We start from the raw sequence: 19990 nt of genomic DNA on the forward strand, positions 1-19990 counted from the left end.
ATTTGCTTCACTGCTAGCATCGATGGTGATAAATCAATCACCTTTATTAGGATAAAGCCTCAAGGAGGATGACAGTGTCGACTCATTCCTATGCCGATGTGTTGCAGTTTTGGTTTGAAGAATTAACCCCAGAACAGTGGTTTACGAAAAGTGATGCGTTGGATGAGCTGATCCGAGAGCGCTTTGCCGCAACCCTTATCGCAGCCAGCCAGGCAGAGCTATGGTTTTGGCGAACGAGCGCGGAGGGGCGGTTGGCTGAAATCATTGTGCTGGACCAGTTCTCGCGCAATATATACCGTGATTCCCCCAAAGCATTTACGCAAGACGCAATGGCGTTGGTCTTGGCGCAAGAGGCGGTGGCTTTAGGTTTGGATCAGCAATTAAATGTGACCGAAAAAGCATTTTTATACATGCCATATATGCATAGTGAATCTGCTCTCATTCACGAAGTTGCGGTGCAATTATTTAGTCAGCCTGGGTTAGAAACGAATTACGATTTTGAATTACGGCATAAAGTTATTATTGACCGATTTGGCCGGTATCCTCATCGCAATGCAATCTTAGGCCGCGTGTCGACCCGTGATGAAGTGGAATTTTTGAAACAGCCAGGCTCTTCCTTTTAACGATTAGGAGTGGATGATGGACGAATTCATGCAAGCAGCGATTGCGGAAGCCGAATTAGGGTTGCAAGAGGGTGGGGTGCCCATCGGTTCGGTATTAGTGCATCAAGGAAAAATTATCGGTCGGGGGCATAATCGTCGGATGCAGCAGGGGAGTCCCATTTTGCATGGGGAGATGGACGCCTTACAGAATGCGGGACGCCAACCGGCTCATGTTTATCGCGAGTGCACCATTTATACGACGTTATCCCCTTGTTGCATGTGTTCTGGGGCGATAGAGCTCTATGGCATTCCCCGCGTAGTGGTCGGTGAAAACCAAACCTTTATGGGAGCAGAAGAACGCTTGCGGAAGGCTGGTGTGGACGTGGTTGTGTTACAAGATGAAACCTGTATCCGCCTGATGGAAACCTTTATTCAGCAACATCCTGAATTATGGAATGAGGATATTGGCGAGTAAGGAGCGCTATTCTTGCTCCTGTTCGGTTGAGGTATCGGCTAATGGCCAGCCCCCTAATTGTTGGTATCGATTGACCATAAAACAAAATAATTCAGCGGTACGCTCGGTATCGTAGACAGCGGAGTGTGCTTGTTTGTGATCAAAAGGGATTCCGGCTGCTTGGCAGGCTTTTAATAACACCGTTTGCCCAAGGAATACTGCGGCTAAGGCTGCGGTATCGAAGGTGACGAACGGATGAAATGGATTCCGCTTGAGTTGTGCTCGCTCTGCCGCCGCCATGAGAAAGTTATGATCGAAGGTGGCATTGTGACCGACTAGAATGCAGCGTTGGCAGCCCGCGTCTTTTTGTGCTTTACGGATAGGCTTAAATAACTCTTTTAAGGCCGTCGCTTCATCAATGGCACCACGCAAGGGGGAATGCGGATCAATGCCATTGAAATCAATAGCGGCTTGCTCAATATTTGCCCCTGCGAATGGTTCAATGTGATAGTGCAGCGTTTGTGCAGGAATGAGTTGACCGGCCTCGTCAAAGGTTAAGGTCACCGCAGCAATTTCCAACAGCGCATCCGTTTTTGCATTAAAGCCGGCTGTTTCGACATCAATCACAACCGGCATATAACCACGAAATCGGCCCTGCATCAGTTCGCTCGGGGTTGGCTTACTCATAAGTCTCCAGGATTTTCGTCATTGCGTTCGATCAGTTCAATGGCGTAACCATTGGGATCACGAACAAAAGCGATTAGAGTAGAACCGCCTTTTACTGGACCCGGAGCACGATAAACATCCGCTCCCGCTGCACTAAGCCGTTCACAAGTACCGTAAATATCGTCCACCCCAATTGCGATGTGGCCAAACGCAGTGCCATGTTCGTATTCTGTGACACCCCAGTTGTAGGTCAGTTCAAGCACTGTATGATCGGCCTCATCCCCATAGCCAAGAAAGGCTAATGAATACTTATATTCTTCATTATCGGCTGTGCGGAGTAATTTCATCCCCAACAGTTCGGTGTAAAACTCGATGGAACGTTGCATATCGCCAACGCGTAGCATGGTGTGTAATAAACGCATGGGAACTCCTAATCGTCAGACGTTTTCTCTTTATACTCGCATAAATCTTCAATAATACAGCTGCCACAACGAGGTTTTCTCGCAATGCAGGTGTATCGCCCATGTAAAATAAACCAATGATGGGCATCAACTTTAAATTCTGCGGGAATCACTTTGTCGAGTCGGTCTTCTACCGCTCGCACGGTTTTGCCGGGGGCGAACTTAGTTCGATTGGCAACTCGGAATATATGCGTATCTACCGCAATCGTCGGCCAACCAAAAGCAGTATTCAGCACCACATTGGCAGTTTTACGACCGACTCCCGGCAGAGCTTCCAAGGCTTCACGACTTTCGGGGACTTCTCCCTGATGTTGTTCAACTAAAATTCGGCAGGTTTTAATGACATTTTCTGCTTTTGAATTAAATAACCCGATGGTTTTGATGTGCTCTTTAACCCCATCAACCCCTAGGTCTAGCATTGCTTGAGGTGTGCGAGCTACGGGAAACAGTTTACGGGTTGCTTTATTCACCCCAACATCGGTTGCTTGCGCCGATAACAATACCGCAATCAGCAACTCAAAGGTCGAGCTGTACTCCAGTTCTGTGGTTGGATTAGGGTTATTCGCTCGTAATCGTTCTAAAATTTCAATACGTTTTTGTTGATTCATGATTGCTACTGCGCCGTGACACGAGCTCGGGTCACTTGCTTTTGAGGTTGTTCAGCACGGGCCGCACGGTAACTATCGAGCCAGTTTTTGCCAGCAATAATAAACCCCATGACAATAAACGCACCCGGTGGCAATATCGCAAGCAATAACGGATAGTCCACACTGAATAATTGAATACGAAGTGCTTCTGCCCACTCGCCGAGTAATAAATCAGCACCATCAAATAAGGTGCCGTTCCCTAAAATTTCGCGGATCCCGCCCAGTATAACCAACACCAGAGTAAAGCCCAACCCCATCATCAGGCCATCAAAAGCACTGTGATGCCAAGGGTTTTTGGATGCGTAAGCTTCAGCACGTCCAATGATTAAGCAGTTGGTGACAATGAGTGGGATAAAAATCCCAAGTGCTTGGTAAAGCGTGTAAAGATAGGCATTCATAACCAACTGAATGACCGTGACGAAGGTTGCAATGACCATCACAAAAACGGGAATACGGATTTCGTTAGGAACATATTCTCGAATTAAACTGACGGTAATATTAGATCCGACAAGGACCAATAGAGTGGCCAAGCCAAGGCCGAGCCCATTGGTAATGCTTGCGGTGACTGCCAACAGGGGGCATAACCCTAAAAGTTGCACCAAGCCTGCATTGTTTTTCCAAAGCCCTTGCCAAGCAAGCTCTTTATAAACGGAGGGTGATTGACTCATGGGGATACCTCTGCTTGTTGGGGAAAGCAATTTGCTGGAGCTGCATACCATTGTTCTTGTTGTGCTGCAGCAACGAGTGCAGCACGTTGAACCGCTGTCACTACGGCTTGCGGGGTGATGGTCGCCCCCGTAAATTGATCAAACATGCCGCCATAGCGTTTGACGTTCCAGCGCGGGTCATCGGCACCATTGACTTTCTGACCGGTAAAATGAGTGATCCAATCACTGACTCGCAGTTCAATTTTATCTCCCAGCCCCGGGGTTTCATTGTGTGCGAGCGTGCGCACGCCAGCGATGGAGCCATCGGCATGAATTGCGACTAATAAATGAATCGCTCCGCTATAACCATCCGGCGCCGTTACTTCGATGGCGGTAGCGGTTGGTTGACCAGCCAGTTCGGCACGGTACACGCGCCGTTCGCCAGGGCCCAGCGCTGGGTCGCTCACTAATGTGCAGCTGTGATACAAGTCATTATCGTGCCATTCAGGCAGGATGATTTGGTTAAGAACGCGCAACAGCTCTTGTTCTTTTTGCCGAGCAATAGGCGCCTCTGTCAGAACTGAAATCGCCACGACCAGTAAGGTTGCAATGAGTGCAAAGGCGGTCAAGATAAGCCCATTACGCTGCATACTCTTGATAATCATGAACGCCCTCCGTGACCATAAACAGTGGGTTGGGTGTATTTATCTAGCACCGGTACGGTCATATTCGCTAAAAGTACGGCGAAGGCAACAGCATCGGGATAACCGCCCCAGGTACGGATCACAAAGACCAGCACGCCAATTAACAGCCCAAAAATCAAACGTCCTTTGTTTGATGTGGCAGCAGTGACTGGGTCGGTAGCGATGAAGAATGCACCCAGCATGGTGGCGCCACTAAGAGCGTGCATAAGCGGTGGAATTGCTTGATCAGGATGAAACAACCAATAGATCGCAGCCGGGATTAATAAGCCTAGCAACATGCCACCGGGAATATGCCAACTGATAATGCGCTGTTTAATTAAGATAAGTCCACCAACTAAGAAACCAAGATTTACCCAGGCCCAACCGATCCCTCCTAAACTACCAAAGATAGGTTTTGTCAGGCTCTCGGTGAGCGTCATGGCTTGCCCCAAGTCTTGGCGCAAGCTATCCAGTGGTGTGGCCATGGTGATGCCATCAACACCCATTCGCAGTTGTTCTAAATTATGTCCTGCTTGGGTAAAGCCAGTAAAAATGATGTGGAGTGTGTCGCCAAATGTGAGCGGTAACTGCGCCAACTCACTCGGCAGCGGCCAACTGGTTAACTGCACCGGGAATGAAATTAATAGAAGCACATAGCCAGCCATGGCGGGGTTGAACAAGTTTTGCCCCACACCGCCATAAACGTGTTTCACCACCACGATAGCAAATAAAGTACCAATCACAATCACCCACCAAGGTGCCAAGGCAGGGATTGCAATCGCTAACAGGACGGCCGTAACGATGGCTGTATGGTCTTGCCAAGCGTGCGCGATCGGACGGTTGCGTAACCGCATAACGGCAGCCTCTGCGAGCCACGCAGTGGCCAATGCTAAAAGAATCTGGACATAGACGCCAACACCAAAAAAGTAGGTTTGTAGGAGCACACCGGGCAACAGCGCTAAATACACCCAGCGCATGACTTGCTGAGTGGTACGCCGACTATGGGTGTGAGGGGAAGCGGCTAACTTAAACGTCATACGTTACTCTCATCATCAGATTGTTTCGCTGCTGCGGCAGCTTGTGCTGCTTTGCGGGCTTTGGCGCGGGCAATGGCCGCTTGGATGGCGTCTTGTGGATCATCTGCACCTTTTGCTACCGCCTCAGCTTGTGCTCGTTTACGGGCTTCGGCGGCCAGACGATGACGCTCTAACCGTTCTTGTTTTTCTCTTTCAAGGCGTTCTTGACGTGCTTCAAAGCGTTCGCGAGCAATTTCAGATTTTACTTTTTCGCGTGCCAACTGCCGAACTTCTGCTTTTGCTTTGCGGTAGTAATGAACCAGCGGAATTTCACTCGGGCAGACATACGCACAAGCACCGCACTCGATACAGTCAAACAAGTGGTGTTGTTCTAAACCATCGTAATCTTTGGCTTTCGCTAGCCATTGCAATTGTTGCGGTAATAGCTGTGCAGGGCAAACATCGGCACAAGCACCACAGCGGATACAATTCATTTCTGGTCCCGCCGGCGGTAGTTCAGCATGGCTTGGCACCAGAATGCAGTTAGTGATTTTAACCACCGGAACGGCTAAATCAGGAAGGGTGAAGCCCATCATGGGCCCGCCCATAATGACTCGCTGCGTGGGCGTGGGTTGAAAACCACAATGAGCGAGTAAATCAGCAACCGAAGTACCGAGTCGGACCCAGTAATTCCCCGGTTGACTCACTTGTTCTCCGGTGACTGTTACAACGCGTTGGATCAGCGGTTCACCGGCTAGAACAGCCCGAGCGACAGCATAAGCTGTGCCAACGTTTTGTACCACCAACCCCAAATCTAGCGGGAGGCCGCGGCTAGGTACTTGCTGTCCAGTCAGGAGCTGAATCAATTGCTTTTCACCCCCTGAGGGGTATTTGACCGGCACCACGCGTAACGCAATTTGCGGATGCTGTGGCAATAACTGTTCGAACTGCGCAATGGCTTCGGGCTTATTCGCTTCAATTGCTAGCAGCGCTTTGTCACAGCCTGCCAGATGCAATAGGATTTCAATTCCATCAATGATGGTTTGTGCGTGTTCTCGCATTAAGCAATCATCAGCGGTGATGTAGGGTTCACATTCCACACCGTTGATAATTATGTATTCAATCGGTCGTTGCAAGGCGAGCTTTTGTGCGGTCGGGAAACCGGCGCCGCCCAATCCTGCAATGCCTGCTTGTTTAATCCGCTCGAGCAGTTCTGAGCGCCCGTGCTCACGATAATCGAGTAGGGGAGGCATGGTGACCAGAGTATCTTCACCGTCAGCAGTGAGCGTAATAACCGTATCAGCAAGCCCTGACGGGTGCGCAATTCGCCCTGCAGCAATGGCTGTGATAGTGCCCGAAGTTGGTGCATGAACGGGCAGGCCATTATTCAATCCAGCATGAGTTAGCGGCTGACCACCGAGCACGCGATCACCGACGGCAACGATAATGTCGCCCGCTGCACCAGAATGCTGTTTAATTGGAATTGTAAACGTCTGCGCCAATGGCAATGGGGTAATGGACCCTTGATTAGACAGCTGCTTGCGTTCGGGTGGGTGAATGCCCCCTGGAAAATTCCAAAGTTGACCCGAATCGATCTCTTTTATTGCGATTGTCATTCGTTTCCTGACTCCACTACACGAACTGGAATCTGTTGGAGATCCCATTGCCAGTTATCGGGGCGCACCGGCACCGGAACCATATCAATACAGTCGACTGGGCAGGGTTCAACGCATAAATCACAGCCTGTACACTCATGAGCGATGACGGTGTGCATATGTTTGGCAGCCCCCAAAATTGCATCCACGGGACAGGCCTGAATACATTTGGTGCACCCAATGCATTCGTCTTCACGAATCACCGCAACCTTTTTAACGGTTTCAGTACCATGGGCAGCGTCCAGGGGTTTGGCTTCAACACCCAGCAACTCAGACAGGTTTTTGATGGTGGTTTCACCACCTGGAGGACATTTATTAATTTCTTCGCCATTTGCGATGGCTTCAGCATAGGGACGACACCCAGGATACCCACATTGACCACATTGGGTTTGGGGGAGTAAAGCATCAATTTGCTCGACAATAGGATCGCCTTCAACATGGAAACGAACTGCCGCAAACCCCAGGATTAAACCAAAAATTAAGGCAAGAACCCCTAAAATAATTAATGCCGTTAAAAAACTCATGGGACTGCCACCAAGCCACTAAAGCCCATAAATGCCAATGACATCAAGCCCGCAGTGATCATTGCAACCGCTGCCCCTTTAAATGGAATGGGAACATCGGCTGCGGCTAGCCGTTCGCGTAAGGCTGAGAATAAAACCAATACTAATGAGAATCCCACGGCAGCACCAAAGCCATAAATAATGGATTGAATAAAATTATGCTGTTCGTTGACGTTCAGCAACGCCACGCCAAGCACCGCGCAGTTGGTGGTAATCAGCGGCAAGTAAATGCCGAGTAGTCGGTAAAGAGTTGGGCTGGTTTTATGCACCACCATTTCAGTAAATTGCACGACCACCGCAATGACTAAAATAAAGGTTAAGGTTTGCAATGCGGTGAGCCCAAATGGTACTAATAAGTATTGGTTGACCAAATAGCTACAGACTGAAGCTAAGGTCAATACAAAGGTTGTCGCTGCGGACATCCCAATGGCCGTTTCAAGCTTATTTGAAACGCCCATAAAGGGGCACAGCCCAAGAAATTTTACCAGTACAAAGTTGTTGACGAGTACTGTTGCCACCAACAGGAGCAAATAGTCGCCCATACGCTAAATCATCCCATACATTACGATTGCCTCTATTATCGAATGTTTAACGCTGCGAAACAACCGATGAACTATCGGGTTATTAGCGATTGTCATGTAAACTTCACAAAACTGTCACGCGACTGTGACGCCCCATGCTTAAATTTCAATCAATGAATGCGAGGAGGAATCATGAGGAATGATTTATGACAACCTTGATGATGCGCTGGTTAGAACGTTTTAACCGATTCGATCAACGAAGCTTCCACTGGCTTAATGAACGTTTTGAAGCCTGTTGTCGGCATCAACTCATTCGCTGGATTTCACGTTCGGGCGATGGGTACTGCTACGCCATTATCGCGTTGCTGGTAGGGTTGTTACAAGGGGTTAAAAGCACCCCTATCATTACTGCCTTAGTCATTGGGTTTATGATTGAAATTCCGCTGTTTATGGTGCTTAAGCGAAGTTTAAAACGGCAACGCCCCTACCATAAGCATCCCGACTTTAAAGCGGTGATCCTTGCACACGACCAATTTAGTTTCCCGTCAGGCCATACCACAGCAGCATTTTTATTTGCCGGCATTATGAGCACCTTTTTTCCTGGGTGGTTCTGGGTGCTGTATGGCTGGGCAGGGGCTATCGGACTCTCACGAGTGTTACTAGGGGTCCATTACCCAGGCGACGTGGTGGCTGGCGCCTTGCTTGGTTATGGCATCAGCGCATACGTCATGATGGTAATGGATGCTGTTGGTTAACTAGCAAAAAAGGAAAGGGCATGCGTATTTTAGTGGGTGTGCAAGGCACCGGGAATGGTCACTTGAGTCGTTGCGCTGCATTAGCTGAAGCATTAGCAAAGCAGCCGGATATAAGCGTTGATTATTTGGTGTCTGGACGCACCAAAGAACAATTTTTTGATATGGACGTGTTTGGCCAATGGCAATGGCGACAAGGGCTTACGTTTGCGGTTGAACGAGGCAAAGTGCAAGGGTTCGAAACCCTGCGTCGCAACGATTGGCAGCAATTTTGGCAAGATGTCCGTAAGCTCGACTTGAGTTCCTACGACTTGGTAGTGAGTGACTATGAACCGATTACGGCCTGGGCAGGGCGCTTCCAACGGAAACGGGTCATCGGGTTAGGGCGTCAATATGCGTTTTATCAGCCGACCCCAAGTTTGCCAATCACCGCCATGCAACGACAGTTGATTCGCTGGTTTGCGCCCGCTGACGAAGTGGTTGGCATGCATTGGTTTGATGATGGCTCTCACTTACTTCCCCCCATTATTCATCAGCGAGCGGTGGCCGAAACGATTGAACCAGACCGTTACTTGGTTTACCTGCCGTTTGAATCTTTGACGGAGATTCATCGTTTATTGTTGCACTTTCCCCAACTCCGGTTTGACGTGTACCACCCACAAGCAGAATGTCAGCAAATTGGTCATATTCGATATTCATCACCAACTCGGATTGGGTTTGCTCAGTCCCTCGCAAGCGCCGTAGGGGTGATTAGCAACGCTGGTTTTGAAACCGCAAGCGAAGCCTTGGCTTTGGGTAAAAAACTCTTGGTGAAGCCGCTGGCAGGGCAATTTGAACAACTGGCGAATGCTCGTTGCCTCGCGCACTACGGTTTTGCTCAGCAAATGGACACCCTTGATGCTAAAACAGTGAGTCGATGGTTAGCGATGGCCAGTGGAGTACCACAACCATGGCCTGATGTTGCAACCGCAGTTGCGAACTGGTTGAAAAACGGGGCAACAATGCCGGTGCGTCAACTAAGCAGTCAACTTTGGCAACGCATGGAAGAAGACAATTACCGAGATTATTTACGCTGTTATTAAAGCAGAAAGGGATAAGTGTCTGAACAAGCTTTGAAGTGGCTCCCCAGGTAGGATTCGAACCTACGACACATGGATTAACAGTCCACCGCTCTAACCGACTGAGCTACTGGGGAATCGAGAAGATTTTAAGAGGTGTTTGCTGCATTGGCTCCCCAGGTAGGATTCGAACCTACGACACATGGATTAACAGTCCACCGCTCTAACCGACTGAGCTACTGGGGAATGCATCAAACAACGGATGCGAATGTTAAAGGGGCTTGCGGCCGGTGTCAATACTAAAACAGTTCGATTGCTTGTTTTGTGTCCAAAGAACGAAAAATACTTGAAAGAATGATCGTTGCATAGTCTCGGTATAACAAATGATATAGCTTGAGTTTGTCAGCGGTTATCCACATCAGACGCAAACTCATATCGTACAAAGGCTAGCGCATCTTATCCACTAAATCTGTGGATAACCTTGTGGGGAAATCTGTGAGTTATCATGTTTGATGCGCTGTAGCGGCTTTTTTAGCGATTGCTTAAAAAGTATCTCGATTAAGAAAATATCAATTAAAACAGTGACTTGTAAATTAACTGAAATGAGGTTTGAATCCGGCTGGCGAGACTTACGAATGCGATTGTATTTCAGCCTCAAATTGTGCATTTCTTGTCTTGTTTGTCGATAAAACAAACGTTGGGTAAGCCCTGATAAAGTATGGGTTTCAGGACTATTAAATTTTTGTGACAAGCGATTTTTTCAAACACTTGTTTTACTTACGTTGTCATGAGTTTGTCATGTGGCAATAAAAAAGCCGCAGTGAACTGCGGCTTATCAAACAACTTTCTGGCTTAAGCTTCGGCAAATGCTTTAATTCGACGCACCGCCTCTTGCAGGGTGGCTAAACTGCAGGCAAATGAGAAGCGGCAATGGCCCGGTGCCCCAAAGGCTGTCCCTGGCACCAAAGCAACTTTCGCTTCGTTTAAAATCATCTCACACAGTTCAACATCACTGCTGGCTCCTTTTGCGGCCATCAATGCATCGATATTCGCGAAGGTATAAAAGGTGCCGTCGCCGGCAATGCACTTCATCCCAGGAATCTGGTTCAGCGCATCAACCAGATAGTCATGGCGCTGTTTAAATTCGGCCACCATGGTTTGAATGATGCTTTGATCACCTTCTAATGCAGCCAGCGCCGCCCATTGGCTAATACTGGTCGGGTTTGACGTGCTTTGTGATTGCATTTTTTTCATTGCAGCAATCAGCGGTTTTGGGCCCGCAGCATAGCCAATGCGCCAACCAGTCATGGCGTAAGCTTTGGAAACACCCGAAAGGATGACAATACGATCTCGTAAATCGGGAGCGACCATGGCGATGTTATAGAATGGCTCATCACTCCATAGAATATGCTCATACATGTCATCGGTCGCAATCAACACCTGCGGGTGCTCACGCAATACCGCCGCTAAGCTTTCTAATTCAGCTTTGCTGTAGGCCGTCCCGGTCGGGTTAGATGGACTATTAATAAATAATAGACGGGTGTTTGGCGTGATTGCCGCAGCAAGTTGCTCTGCAGTGATTTTATAACGTTGTTCAATGCCTGCATGGATGACTTTTGGCACCGCACCTACCAACAATGACATGTCAGGGTAGGAGACCCAATAGGGTGCTGGGATTAATACTTCATCCCCTGGATTTAACCAAGCACTCAATAAGTTGAAAATACTGTGTTTGCCCCCAGCTGAAATGAGGATTTCGCTGGGTTCATAGGTTAAGCCGTTATCACGCTTGAACTTGTTAATGACTGCTTGTTTGAGTTGTGGAATGCCATCCACCGCAGTGTATTTGGTATGGCCGGCATCAATGGCGGCTTTGGCTGCTGTTTTAATAAACTCGGGCGTATCGAAATCAGGTTCACCAACACCTAATCCAATCACATCATGGCCGGCAGCTTTGAGTTCTGCAGCTTTTTGCGACACGGCTAATGTAGGCGATGGTTGTATTGCATTCACACGATCAGATAATGGGTAATTCACGGTGCAATCCTAACGGTTAGATGGGCTAAAAAGAGTGTCGCTACTATAGCGTTTTCATTGAATTTTGTCTATTAACCGAACCTCCTAGCCATGGCAGCGAGCCGCAAAATTCGGTACACTAGACTTATTTTTACGCACCGGTACGAACGTCTTATGAGTCATGCTGTAACAGCAAAATCATTGCTACAAAATCCCATCTCTCAAACCTTGTGGCAAATGACCTGGCCCGTCATTATCGGGGCGTTGACGCTGATTAGTTTTAACGTTGTAGATACGTTTTTCGTGAGTATGCTGGGGACGGAGCCCTTGGCAGCGATCAGTTTTACCTTTCCGGTGACGTTTACCGTGATCAGCTTAACCATTGGTCTGAGTATTGGCACTTCTGCGGTGCTCGCTCGTAAACGTGGCTTAGGGCGTGACTCCCATGCTCAGTTTGATGGCGTGGTGGCGCTGGTCATTTCAGCGTTGTTGGTGGCCGTGCTGGCGCTGATTGGGTATGCCTTTATGGATGAGATTTTTGGGGGACTAGGAGCGCAACCGGAACTGATGCCGCATATTCATGATTACATGAGTGTCTGGTTTCTCGGTGCCGTCTTTTTAGTCACCCCGATGGTGGGCAATGCAGTATTACGCGCAGCTGGCAACACCAAAATCCCTTCCTTGATCATGGCGGCCGGTGGCTTACTTAACGCGGTATTCGATCCCATTCTCATTTTTGGGGTTGGTCCGATTCCAGCGATGGGAGTAAAAGGGGCAGCTTATGCGAGTCTCTTATCTTGGGTGATCGGAACGCTGGGGGTGATTTGGTATTTATTTCGCAAAGAATTGATTTCACTGCAACTGCCTCACCAAGCAAGCTGGGTTCATTCAAGCCGACAAATTCTTGCCATCGGCATTCCTGCTGCTGGAGCGAATATGCTCACTCCTCTGGCCATGGCCAGTGTGACTGCCATCATTGCGGTTTACGGGGCTCCAGCCGTCGCTGCGTTTGGGGTTGGGACACGATTGGAATCACTCGCGAGCGTCATTATCCTCGCGTTATCGATGTCACTGCCGCCGCTGATCAGTCAAAACTTTGGTGCCAGTCAATTTGCTCGGGTGCAAGAAGCGTTTCGGGTTGCGATTCGCTCCGTGGTATGGATTCAATTGGTGATTTATGCGTTGTTGGTGGTGACTGCACCCGGTATTGCGCAAATTTTTACCGATGATCCCGAAGTTGCACGACTAGTGCGCTTATTCATTTATATTATGCCGCTTGGGTACGGCATGCAGGGCATCATTATTTTGGCAAATTCGAGTTTCAATGCGTTGCATCGACCGCTGAATGCGTTGGTGTTAAGTGTGATTCGCCTGTTTGTGATGTTTGTTCCGCTAAGCTGGCTTGGGGCCATGCTCTATGATGTCCCTGGGCTATTTATTGGCGGGGTGGTAGCGAATTTCTTCACCGGATTATTTGCTTGGTGGTGGTTCCAACGTGGACTGCGTTTAGCGATAGATCAAGAACAACAGGGTAGTTAGTACAATGAGCCGAGCTTTTGAACTGCAATCTGAGTATCAACCCGCGGGAGATCAGCCTGCTGCCATTGAAAAAATCGTGGAGAATCTTGACGCTGGGTTAGCGTATCAGACCTTACTCGGAGTGACTGGGTCTGGGAAAACGTTCACCATGGCCAACGTGATTCAGCAAGTCCAACGCCCCACCTTGATCTTGGCTCATAATAAAACGCTCGCCGCACAGTTATATGGTGAAATGAAAGAGTTTTTTCCAAATAACGCGGTTGAGTATTTCGTTTCCTACTATGATTACTATCAGCCGGAAGCATATGTTGCCAGTACGGACACCTTCATTGAAAAAGATGCATCCATCAACGACCACATAGAGCAAATGCGTTTATCGGCTACCAAAGCTTTAATGGAACGGCGTGACGTGGTGCTAGTAGCGTCTGTATCGTGCATTTATGGTTTGGGTGATCCTGAGTCCTATATGCAGATGATGCTGCATTTACGGCGTGGCGACATTGTTGACCAACGGGAAATTTTACGACGGTTAGCGCAACTTCAATATCGCCGCAATGATGCAGCCTTTGAGCGCGGGACCTATCGGGTGCGCGGGGATGTGATTGATATTTTCCCAGCTGAATCGGAACAATTAGCAATTCGAGTGGAATTGTTTGACGAAGAAATTGATCGGATTAGCTTTTTTGAACCTTTGACGGGTCAGGTGACTGATCCTGATGTAGCGCGGGCAACGGTTTACCCGAAAACTCACTATGTGACTCCTCGTGAAACGATTTTGCGGGCGATTGACCAAATTAAAGAAGAACTCCAAGAGCGGCGGCAGCATTTGTTAGCAGAGAATAAGTTGGTGGAAGAACAGCGGCTGACGCAACGCACGCAGTTTGATATCGAAATGATGCTGGAGCTGGGCTATTGCTCTGGCATTGAAAACTATTCACGGTACTTGTCGGGGCGTGCACCCGGAGAACCACCTCCCACCTTATTGGATTATCTTCCTGATGATGCGTTGTTAATTATTGACGAATCCCATGTCACCGTATCGCAAGTCGGGGCCATGTATAAAGGCGACCGCAGTCGGAAAGAAAACTTGGTTCAGTATGGCTTCAGGTTGCCCTCGGCACTCGATAACCGACCACTGAAATTTGATGAGTTTGAAGCAATTTCGCCGCAAACCATTTATGTGTCTGCCACGCCTGGGAATTACGAGCTGGAAAAATCAGCCGGCGAGGTGGTGGAGCAGGTGGTGCGGCCAACAGGCTTGATTGACCCTGAGATTGAAATTCGGCCAGTGGCGACACAGGTGGATGACCTGATGTCTGAGGTTCGCCTTCGTACCGCGAGAAATGAGCGAGTGCTGGCAACCACCCTGACGAAAAAGATGGCTGAAGACTTAGCGGATTATTTGGATGAACATGGCATTCGCGTGCGCTATTTGCATTCGGACATTGATACCGTTGAGCGCATGGAAATCATTCGTGACTTGCGCTTGGGGGAGTTCGACGTGCTGGTTGGCATTAACTTGTTGCGGGAAGGCTTGGATATGCCGGAAGTGTCTTTGGTGGCAATTCTTGATGCAGATAAAGAAGGCTTCCTCCGCTCAGAACGCTCGTTGATTCAAACCATTGGTCGCGCGGCGCGTAACTTAAACGGAACCGCAATTTTATATGCGGATCGGATCACTGGCTCGATGCAGCGTGCCATTGATGAGACCGATCGCCGGCGGGCGAAGCAGGTGGCTTATAATGAGCAGCATGGCATCACTCCGAAAGGGTTAACCAAGCGGATTACGGATGTGATGGATCTTGGTGGTGCGGTGCGCGCGCCTCGACGTGAACAACGGGTTGCTGAGGATACTTCAAGCTACAAAACTCCGCTATTGGATCCTCGCCAATTAATGGCAGCAATCACAGATACTGAAAAAGCCATGTATCAGGCGGCACAAGACTTGGAGTTTGAGAAAGCTGCGAGTTTGCGTGATGAACTCGCGGCGTTACGTGAACAATTAAAGCGGCTTGGATAATGCAATTACAACCCGGTGATGAAGCTTATGTAACCCCAGACGGGTCGCTGAAAACCCCCGCGAGTTTGGTATTTATTTTATTATTTTTAATGCGTGGTTACGCGGCTTGGATTGTCTCCTTGACCTTTGCTTCTGATCGCGGTCGCTTGCTGCAATTTTTTTATACCACAACAGAGCAATTTGGCATTGCCTTATTGGTTGGCTTGCCGGCGTTATTCGCGATGATTCTGATCAGCCAAGTGAAACAAACGGTGCCAGCTTGGGTGAAACAAGGCATGCGCTGGTTGCCATTTTTACTATGGTTGAGTTGGTTGGCCGATGGCTGGTTGATATTGACTTTAATTAGCCAAATTTGGCCAACTTTTTCGGTCTTGAAAGGGGGATTATTATTTGGCTGGCTAAGTGTGGCTTGGATGTTATTGTTTTCCCGCCATTTAACCCGTTATCGACAGCTGGTGATCACAGCCGATTAAGCACCCTTATTGGGTGTTTATTTGCGTATGGAATTGAATGAGTAAGGAATATCACAAAGAGTGGTGGATGGTACTGGGTTCGAACCAGTGACCCCCGCCTTGTAAGGGCGGTGCTCTCCCAGCTGAGCTAACCATCCATCGGGAGTACGCAAGAAAACTAAGAGGTGGTGGATGGTACTGGGTTCGAACCAGTGACCCCCGCCTTGTAAGGGCGGTGCTCTCCCAGCTGAGCTAACCATCCATTTTCTCTGCGTTGCGGGGCGTATTATAGGGAGCTTCGCGGCCCTGTCAACAACAAATCGCATCCCCGCGTGCTGACTGCTGTTTTTTTCCGCAGTTCGCCGTCAATTTGGCCATTCCTTTCTAATGCGCCTTGACTAGCTTCTTGATAGAATAGAGCAAATGCGATTCAGCAACATAACCTGAAACATGCGGAGAAAGCAAGAATTATGACAGTGGTCACCCGATTTGCCCCAAGTCCAACTGGTTACCTTCACGTTGGTGGTGCGCGGACAGCGTTATATTCATGGCTGGTTGCCAAGGCAGCTGGCGGTAAATTTGTTTTGCGGATTGAAGATACCGATCGAGAGCGTTCCACGCAGCCTGCCATTGATGCCATTCTAGAAGGCATGGAATGGTTAGGCTTGACCTGGGATGAAGGTCCTTACTACCAAACCAAGCGATTCGATCGCTATGAACATTATATTCAGCAATTGTTGAATGAAGACAAAGCCTACAAATGTTATTGCTCACCCGAGCGTTTAGAAGCCATGCGTGAAGAGCAAATGGCACGAGGTGAAAAGCCTCGCTATGACGGCCATTGTCGTGACAATCCTCAGGCCAGCGGCGATCGTTATGTGGTGCGCTTTCGGAACCCACAAACGGGCAGTGTGGCATTCCATGACCATATCCGTGGACCGATTGAGTTCGCTAACAGCGAATTGGATGATCTGATTATTGCCCGCAGTGATGGCACGCCGACCTATAACTTTTGTGTGGTGATTGACGACTGGGAAATGAATATCACCCATGTGGTGCGCGGCGAAGACCATATCAATAATACTCCGCGGCAAATTAATATATTAACCGCTCTAGGGGCGCCAGTCCCAGAATACGCGCATGTTTCGATGATTCTGGGCGATGACGGCAAAAAGTTGTCCAAACGCCACGGTGCAGTCAGCGTGGTGCAGTATCGCGATGACGGCTACCTGCCTGAAGCCGTATTAAACTACTTGGTGCGGTTGGGGTGGTCACATGGGGATCAAGAAATTTTCAGTGTGGATGAAATGATTCAGTTATTTAAACTGGATAACGTCAACAAAGCCGCTTCTGCATTTAACACAGACAAGTTAAATTGGCTGAACCAACACTATATGAAGAGCTTACCCGCTGCTCAGGTAGCGACCCATTTACAGTGGCACTTTACCGATCAGGGGATTGATAGCAGCCAAGGGCCTGCACTCGAGCAATTGATTCCATTGATGGCGGATCGGGTCAAAACCCTGAAAGAAATGGCTCAACAAAGTCGTTATTTTTATGAAGAGTATCAGGACTTTGATGAAGCAGCTGCGAAAAAGCATTTACGTCCGGTTGCCCAAGAACCTTTGGCAGCCGCACAAAAGAATTTAGCAGCGCTAACGGAGTGGACGCCGGCTACAATTCAGGCGGCCATTCAGCAAACAGCCGATGAACTCGAGGTTGGCATGGGGAAAGTGGGGATGCCATTGCGAGTTGCCGTGACAGGGTCGGGCAATTCTCCGTCGTTGGATGTGACCTTAGCATTGATTCCACAAGCTCAAGTGGTACGACGTATTGACCGTGCACTTTCATATATTATGGAACGTACGCAAGCGTAAAATAGTCAAGGCGCGGCAACGCGCCTGCTTACCAACATAGAAAATAAGAGACTGCGTGATGCCAAAAATCCGCCAACTCATCGAAAATAACTCCGCTTGGGCGGCCCGAATGCTCAAACAAGATCCGGAGTTTTTTGACAAACTGGTGGCTCAACAAAGCCCAGAATACTTATGGATTGGCTGCTCTGACAGCCGAGTGCCTGCTAACCAAGTCGTTGGCATGGCCCCTGGAGAATTGTTCGTACATCGAAATGTTGCGAATCAGGTCATTCAAACAGACTTTAATTGCTTGTCGGTGGTTCAGTACGCCGTCGAAACGCTCAAAGTGAAACACATCTTAGTGGTGGGGCACTATGGATGTGGTGGGGTGCGGGCGGCAACAGAAAGCTGTTCACATGGTTTAGTCGATCATTGGCTGTTTCCAATTAAAGATATCTATCGCGAAAACCATGACGAACTGGAAGCGATTGAATCGGAAAAAGAACGGATTGATCGCCTGTGTGAATTGAACGTGATCGAACAAGTACGTAACTTAGCAAAAACGACCATTATCCAACAGGCGTGGGATCGTGGACAAGAATTGGCGATTCACGGTTGGGTTTATAGCATTGAAGACGGACTTGTCCGAGATATGGATGTTACCGTCCGTGATCGTGAGTCCCTTGAGCGCATCTATCATTTTGTTGAGGATTGAACCCGAAGTGTTCAGTACTAGACAAACCGCAAGGGTAAAGAGAATCAAGCATGAATAATAAAACTGAGACTGGAGCGCTTGATGAGCCAGTGATGGAGCTTCGACTGCATAGTTTCTCAGAGGAGCTGCGGGCTCAATTGACAGCGCTGACGAGCGCTCAACAGCCTAAAGCCATTCAACGGCTAGGCGAGGAACTCGATGAACTCGGTCAATGGCTGAATGAGCGCTATAACGAATTGATTCGGCTCCTTGAAATCAGTACTGAGTTGAATAAAGGGATCTTGCTCGATGATATTTTGGTGCGGATCTATACCTTTTTTAAGGACATTATTCCGTACGAACGCATTGGCTGTGCACTCATTGACGATGATGGTGAAAATGTCACGGCGTATTGGGCAAAGTTTACCTATGCAACCGAGCCTAAAATAAGTAAAGGGTATTCTGCACCGCTGGAAGGCTCGAGCTTACAAGCGATTATTGATACAGGGAAGCCACGTATCATCAATGATTTAGAGCGTTATTTGGAGCGTCACCCTGAGTCGGAATCAACTCGTCGTATTGTGGCAGAAGGTATTCGCTCCAGTTTAACCTGTCCGTTACTTGCCGATGGTCGAGCAGTGGGCTTTTTGTTTTTCTCAAGTACCAAGAAGCATACCTATGATGGACTTCATCAAGAGGTATTTCTGTATATCGCGGCACAAGTGGCTCACTTAATTGAGAAAAGTAAGCTGTACGAAAAGATTGTTGGGTTAAATCAGCGGTTGCTTGCTGCCAACCAGCAGTTGCGTGAGCAGGCCTCGCGAGATGCTTTGACGGGGGTGTTTAACCACGGTGCCATCATCGAATTTGCCCAGCAAAAATTAAATCGTGCTATGCGGGTTCCGTTTGGCATTGTGATGTTGGATATTGATTACTTTAAGCAAGTGAATGACACCTATGGGCATATCCAAGGTGATTTGGTGTTGCGTAAAGTGGCGGCCACCATTGCTGATGAAGTGAAGCCCAGTGACCGATTAGGGCGTTATGGCGGGGAAGAGTTCTTGTTGTTGCTGAATGATGTGACCGAAGAGCAAGTACTGGCGGTTGCTGAGCGAGTGCGAGCGGCGGTGGAGCATGTTGAGGTCCCCACCGAAAATGCCCCCATTCGAGTCACGATCAGTGTTGGTGCAACTTATGTTCCACCTGAAGCAGCCGTTTCTTTAACCGAAATACTGCAATGTGCGGACGAAGCACTCTACCGCGCAAAAAATAACGGGCGCAATCAGGTTCAACTGGGACGGCTTTAGAATTTTGCTGAAGTGCGTCGAGCGGGAGCAAGTTTGCATGGGTTTTGTGCAATTTGGCTTAAAAATCAGCAAACAAAGCACTTTTCTAAAAAAAAGGTTGACGATAGTGAGTACTTTACCCTAGAATTCGCCCCGCTGTCAGGGTACTGATGGAAGCAAGGCAATATCTCAAACATGTGGGGCTATAGCTCAGCTGGGAGAGCGCTTGCATGGCATGCAAGAGGTCAGCGGTTCGATCCCGCTTAGCTCCACCAAGTTTGCCTGTTTCCTAAAGCTTAGTCGCTGATACAAATTGATACTGGTGCGTCCCCTTCGTCTAGAGGCCTAGGACACCGCCCTTTCACGGCGGTAACAGGGGTTCGAATCCCCTAGGGGACGCCA

At 48.7% G+C, this 19990-nt stretch carries 21 protein-coding genes and 6 tRNA genes; 12 read left to right on the forward strand and 15 right to left on the reverse strand.

Annotated elements, in window-relative coordinates; translation table 11 throughout:
* Positions 1 to 68: 68 nt before the first annotated feature.
* Together BLP64_RS05695 and BLP64_RS05700 are read left to right on the forward strand one after the other, a co-directional pair.
* Positions 69 to 623, forward strand: a complete 555-nt coding sequence (locus BLP64_RS05695) for a DUF924 family protein (RefSeq protein ID WP_092592645.1) — start codon at positions 69 to 71, stop codon at positions 621 to 623.
* Positions 624 to 639: 16 nt separating this feature from the next.
* Positions 640 to 1077 (forward strand): nucleoside deaminase, encoded by a 438-nt coding sequence (locus BLP64_RS05700; RefSeq protein WP_092592647.1) that lies wholly within the window; start codon positions 640 to 642, stop codon positions 1075 to 1077.
* A gap of 6 nt (positions 1078 to 1083) precedes the next feature.
* Here BLP64_RS05700 and rnt read toward each other — a convergent pair whose 3' ends face one another.
* The 9 genes from rnt to rsxA are packed head-to-tail and all read right to left on the reverse strand — an operon-like array spanning position 1084 to position 7936.
* Positions 1084 to 1743, reverse strand: coding sequence for a ribonuclease T (rnt, locus tag BLP64_RS05705; RefSeq protein ID WP_092592649.1), 660 nt, complete (start codon positions 1741 to 1743; stop codon positions 1084 to 1086).
* Positions 1740 to 2144: a lactoylglutathione lyase gene (gene gloA, locus BLP64_RS05710; RefSeq protein WP_092592651.1), complete on the reverse strand. Its 405-nt coding sequence runs from the start codon at positions 2142 to 2144 to the stop codon at positions 1740 to 1742. Before gloA ends, rnt begins: the two co-directional genes overlap by 4 nt.
* 8 nt (positions 2145 to 2152) lie before the next feature.
* Complete coding sequence (gene nth / locus BLP64_RS05715) at positions 2153 to 2791, reverse strand: endonuclease III (protein WP_092592653.1); 639 nt, start codon at positions 2789 to 2791, stop codon at positions 2153 to 2155.
* Between the two features lie 5 nt (positions 2792 to 2796).
* Complete coding sequence (locus tag BLP64_RS05720) at positions 2797 to 3498, reverse strand: electron transport complex subunit E (RefSeq protein ID WP_092592655.1); 702 nt, start codon at positions 3496 to 3498, stop codon at positions 2797 to 2799.
* Entirely contained in the window at positions 3495 to 4142 is a 648-nt protein-coding gene (gene rsxG / locus BLP64_RS05725; RefSeq protein ID WP_092592657.1) for an electron transport complex subunit RsxG, read from the reverse strand. The genes BLP64_RS05720 and rsxG overlap by 4 nt, the downstream gene beginning before the upstream one ends.
* Complete coding sequence (rsxD, locus tag BLP64_RS05730; RefSeq protein WP_092592659.1) at positions 4139 to 5197, reverse strand: electron transport complex subunit RsxD; 1059 nt, start codon at positions 5195 to 5197, stop codon at positions 4139 to 4141. The genes rsxG and rsxD overlap by 4 nt, the downstream gene beginning before the upstream one ends.
* On the reverse strand, positions 5194 to 6792 hold the full coding sequence (gene rsxC, locus BLP64_RS05735; RefSeq protein WP_092592661.1) for an electron transport complex subunit RsxC: 1599 nt from the start codon (positions 6790 to 6792) through the stop codon (positions 5194 to 5196). Before rsxC ends, rsxD begins: the two co-directional genes overlap by 4 nt.
* Positions 6789 to 7355 carry an electron transport complex subunit RsxB gene (gene rsxB, locus BLP64_RS05740; RefSeq protein WP_092592663.1) on the reverse strand — a complete coding sequence of 189 codons (567 nt, stop codon included), beginning with the start codon at positions 7353 to 7355 and terminating at the stop codon, positions 6789 to 6791. Before rsxB ends, rsxC begins: the two co-directional genes overlap by 4 nt.
* Entirely contained in the window at positions 7352 to 7936 is a 585-nt protein-coding gene (rsxA, locus tag BLP64_RS05745; RefSeq protein ID WP_092592665.1) for an electron transport complex subunit RsxA, read from the reverse strand. Before rsxA ends, rsxB begins: the two co-directional genes overlap by 4 nt.
* A gap of 185 nt (positions 7937 to 8121) precedes the next feature.
* On the opposite strand from rsxA, the gene BLP64_RS05750 reads away from it, so the two are divergent.
* Together BLP64_RS05750 and BLP64_RS05755 are read left to right on the forward strand one after the other, a co-directional pair.
* Entirely contained in the window at positions 8122 to 8670 is a 549-nt protein-coding gene (locus BLP64_RS05750) for a phosphatase PAP2 family protein (RefSeq protein ID WP_092592667.1), read from the forward strand.
* Between the two features lie 20 nt (positions 8671 to 8690).
* Positions 8691 to 9749, forward strand: coding sequence for an MJ1255/VC2487 family glycosyltransferase (locus BLP64_RS05755; protein ID WP_092592669.1), 1059 nt, complete (start codon positions 8691 to 8693; stop codon positions 9747 to 9749).
* Between the two features lie 36 nt (positions 9750 to 9785).
* On the opposite strand, the gene BLP64_RS05760 is transcribed toward BLP64_RS05755, so the two are convergent.
* The 4 genes from BLP64_RS05760 to BLP64_RS05770 form a co-directional block, all read right to left on the reverse strand.
* A tRNA-Asn gene (locus BLP64_RS05760) sits at positions 9786 to 9862 on the reverse strand.
* Between the two features lie 32 nt (positions 9863 to 9894).
* Positions 9895 to 9971, reverse strand: a tRNA-Asn gene (locus BLP64_RS05765).
* A 217-nt stretch (positions 9972 to 10188) separates the two neighbouring features.
* Positions 10189 to 10476: a hypothetical protein gene (locus BLP64_RS10735; protein WP_143001073.1), complete on the reverse strand. Its 288-nt coding sequence runs from the start codon at positions 10474 to 10476 to the stop codon at positions 10189 to 10191.
* A 101-nt stretch (positions 10477 to 10577) separates the two neighbouring features.
* Positions 10578 to 11762: a pyridoxal phosphate-dependent aminotransferase gene (locus tag BLP64_RS05770; RefSeq protein ID WP_092592671.1), complete on the reverse strand. Its 1185-nt coding sequence runs from the start codon at positions 11760 to 11762 to the stop codon at positions 10578 to 10580.
* Positions 11763 to 11915: 153 nt separating this feature from the next.
* Here BLP64_RS05770 and BLP64_RS05775 point away from each other — a divergent pair, with 153 nt between their 5' ends.
* Genes BLP64_RS05775 through BLP64_RS05785 form a run of 3 tightly spaced genes read left to right on the forward strand, consistent with a single transcriptional unit; the run spans position 11916 to position 15773 of the window.
* Positions 11916 to 13280, forward strand: coding sequence for an MATE family efflux transporter (locus BLP64_RS05775; RefSeq protein WP_092592673.1), 1365 nt, complete (start codon positions 11916 to 11918; stop codon positions 13278 to 13280).
* Positions 13281 to 13284: 4 nt separating this feature from the next.
* A complete protein-coding gene (gene uvrB / locus BLP64_RS05780; protein WP_092592675.1) occupies positions 13285 to 15300 on the forward strand; it encodes an excinuclease ABC subunit UvrB in 2016 nt (671 codons plus the stop codon).
* The gene (locus BLP64_RS05785; protein WP_092592677.1) at positions 15300 to 15773 is read left to right on the forward strand and encodes a DUF2919 family protein; all 474 of its coding nucleotides are present in this window, start codon (positions 15300 to 15302) and stop codon (positions 15771 to 15773) included. Before uvrB ends, BLP64_RS05785 begins: the two co-directional genes overlap by 1 nt.
* Positions 15774 to 15834: 61 nt before the next feature.
* Here the strand turns inward: BLP64_RS05785 and BLP64_RS05790 are convergent.
* Together BLP64_RS05790 and BLP64_RS05795 are read right to left on the reverse strand one after the other, a co-directional pair.
* A tRNA-Val gene (locus tag BLP64_RS05790) sits at positions 15835 to 15910 on the reverse strand.
* A 28-nt stretch (positions 15911 to 15938) separates the two neighbouring features.
* Positions 15939 to 16014 (reverse strand) — tRNA-Val (locus BLP64_RS05795).
* A gap of 208 nt (positions 16015 to 16222) precedes the next feature.
* Here BLP64_RS05795 and gltX point away from each other — a divergent pair.
* From gltX to BLP64_RS05820, 5 genes are all read left to right on the forward strand, one after another.
* Positions 16223 to 17629: a glutamate--tRNA ligase gene (gene gltX / locus BLP64_RS05800; RefSeq protein ID WP_092592679.1), complete on the forward strand. Its 1407-nt coding sequence runs from the start codon at positions 16223 to 16225 to the stop codon at positions 17627 to 17629.
* 58 nt (positions 17630 to 17687) lie between these two features.
* Complete coding sequence (gene can, locus BLP64_RS05805) at positions 17688 to 18323, forward strand: carbonate dehydratase (RefSeq protein ID WP_092592681.1); 636 nt, start codon at positions 17688 to 17690, stop codon at positions 18321 to 18323.
* A gap of 50 nt (positions 18324 to 18373) precedes the next feature.
* Positions 18374 to 19609, forward strand: a complete 1236-nt coding sequence (locus BLP64_RS05810; protein ID WP_092592683.1) for a sensor domain-containing diguanylate cyclase — start codon at positions 18374 to 18376, stop codon at positions 19607 to 19609.
* Between the two features lie 178 nt (positions 19610 to 19787).
* Positions 19788 to 19863: transfer RNA gene (locus tag BLP64_RS05815), tRNA-Ala, on the forward strand.
* Positions 19864 to 19914: 51 nt separating this feature from the next.
* A tRNA-Glu gene (locus tag BLP64_RS05820) sits at positions 19915 to 19990 on the forward strand.

Source organism: Pseudidiomarina indica, from assembly GCF_900104245.1.
In the GTDB taxonomy this organism is placed as follows: Bacteria; Pseudomonadota; Gammaproteobacteria; order Enterobacterales; family Alteromonadaceae; genus Pseudidiomarina; species Pseudidiomarina indica.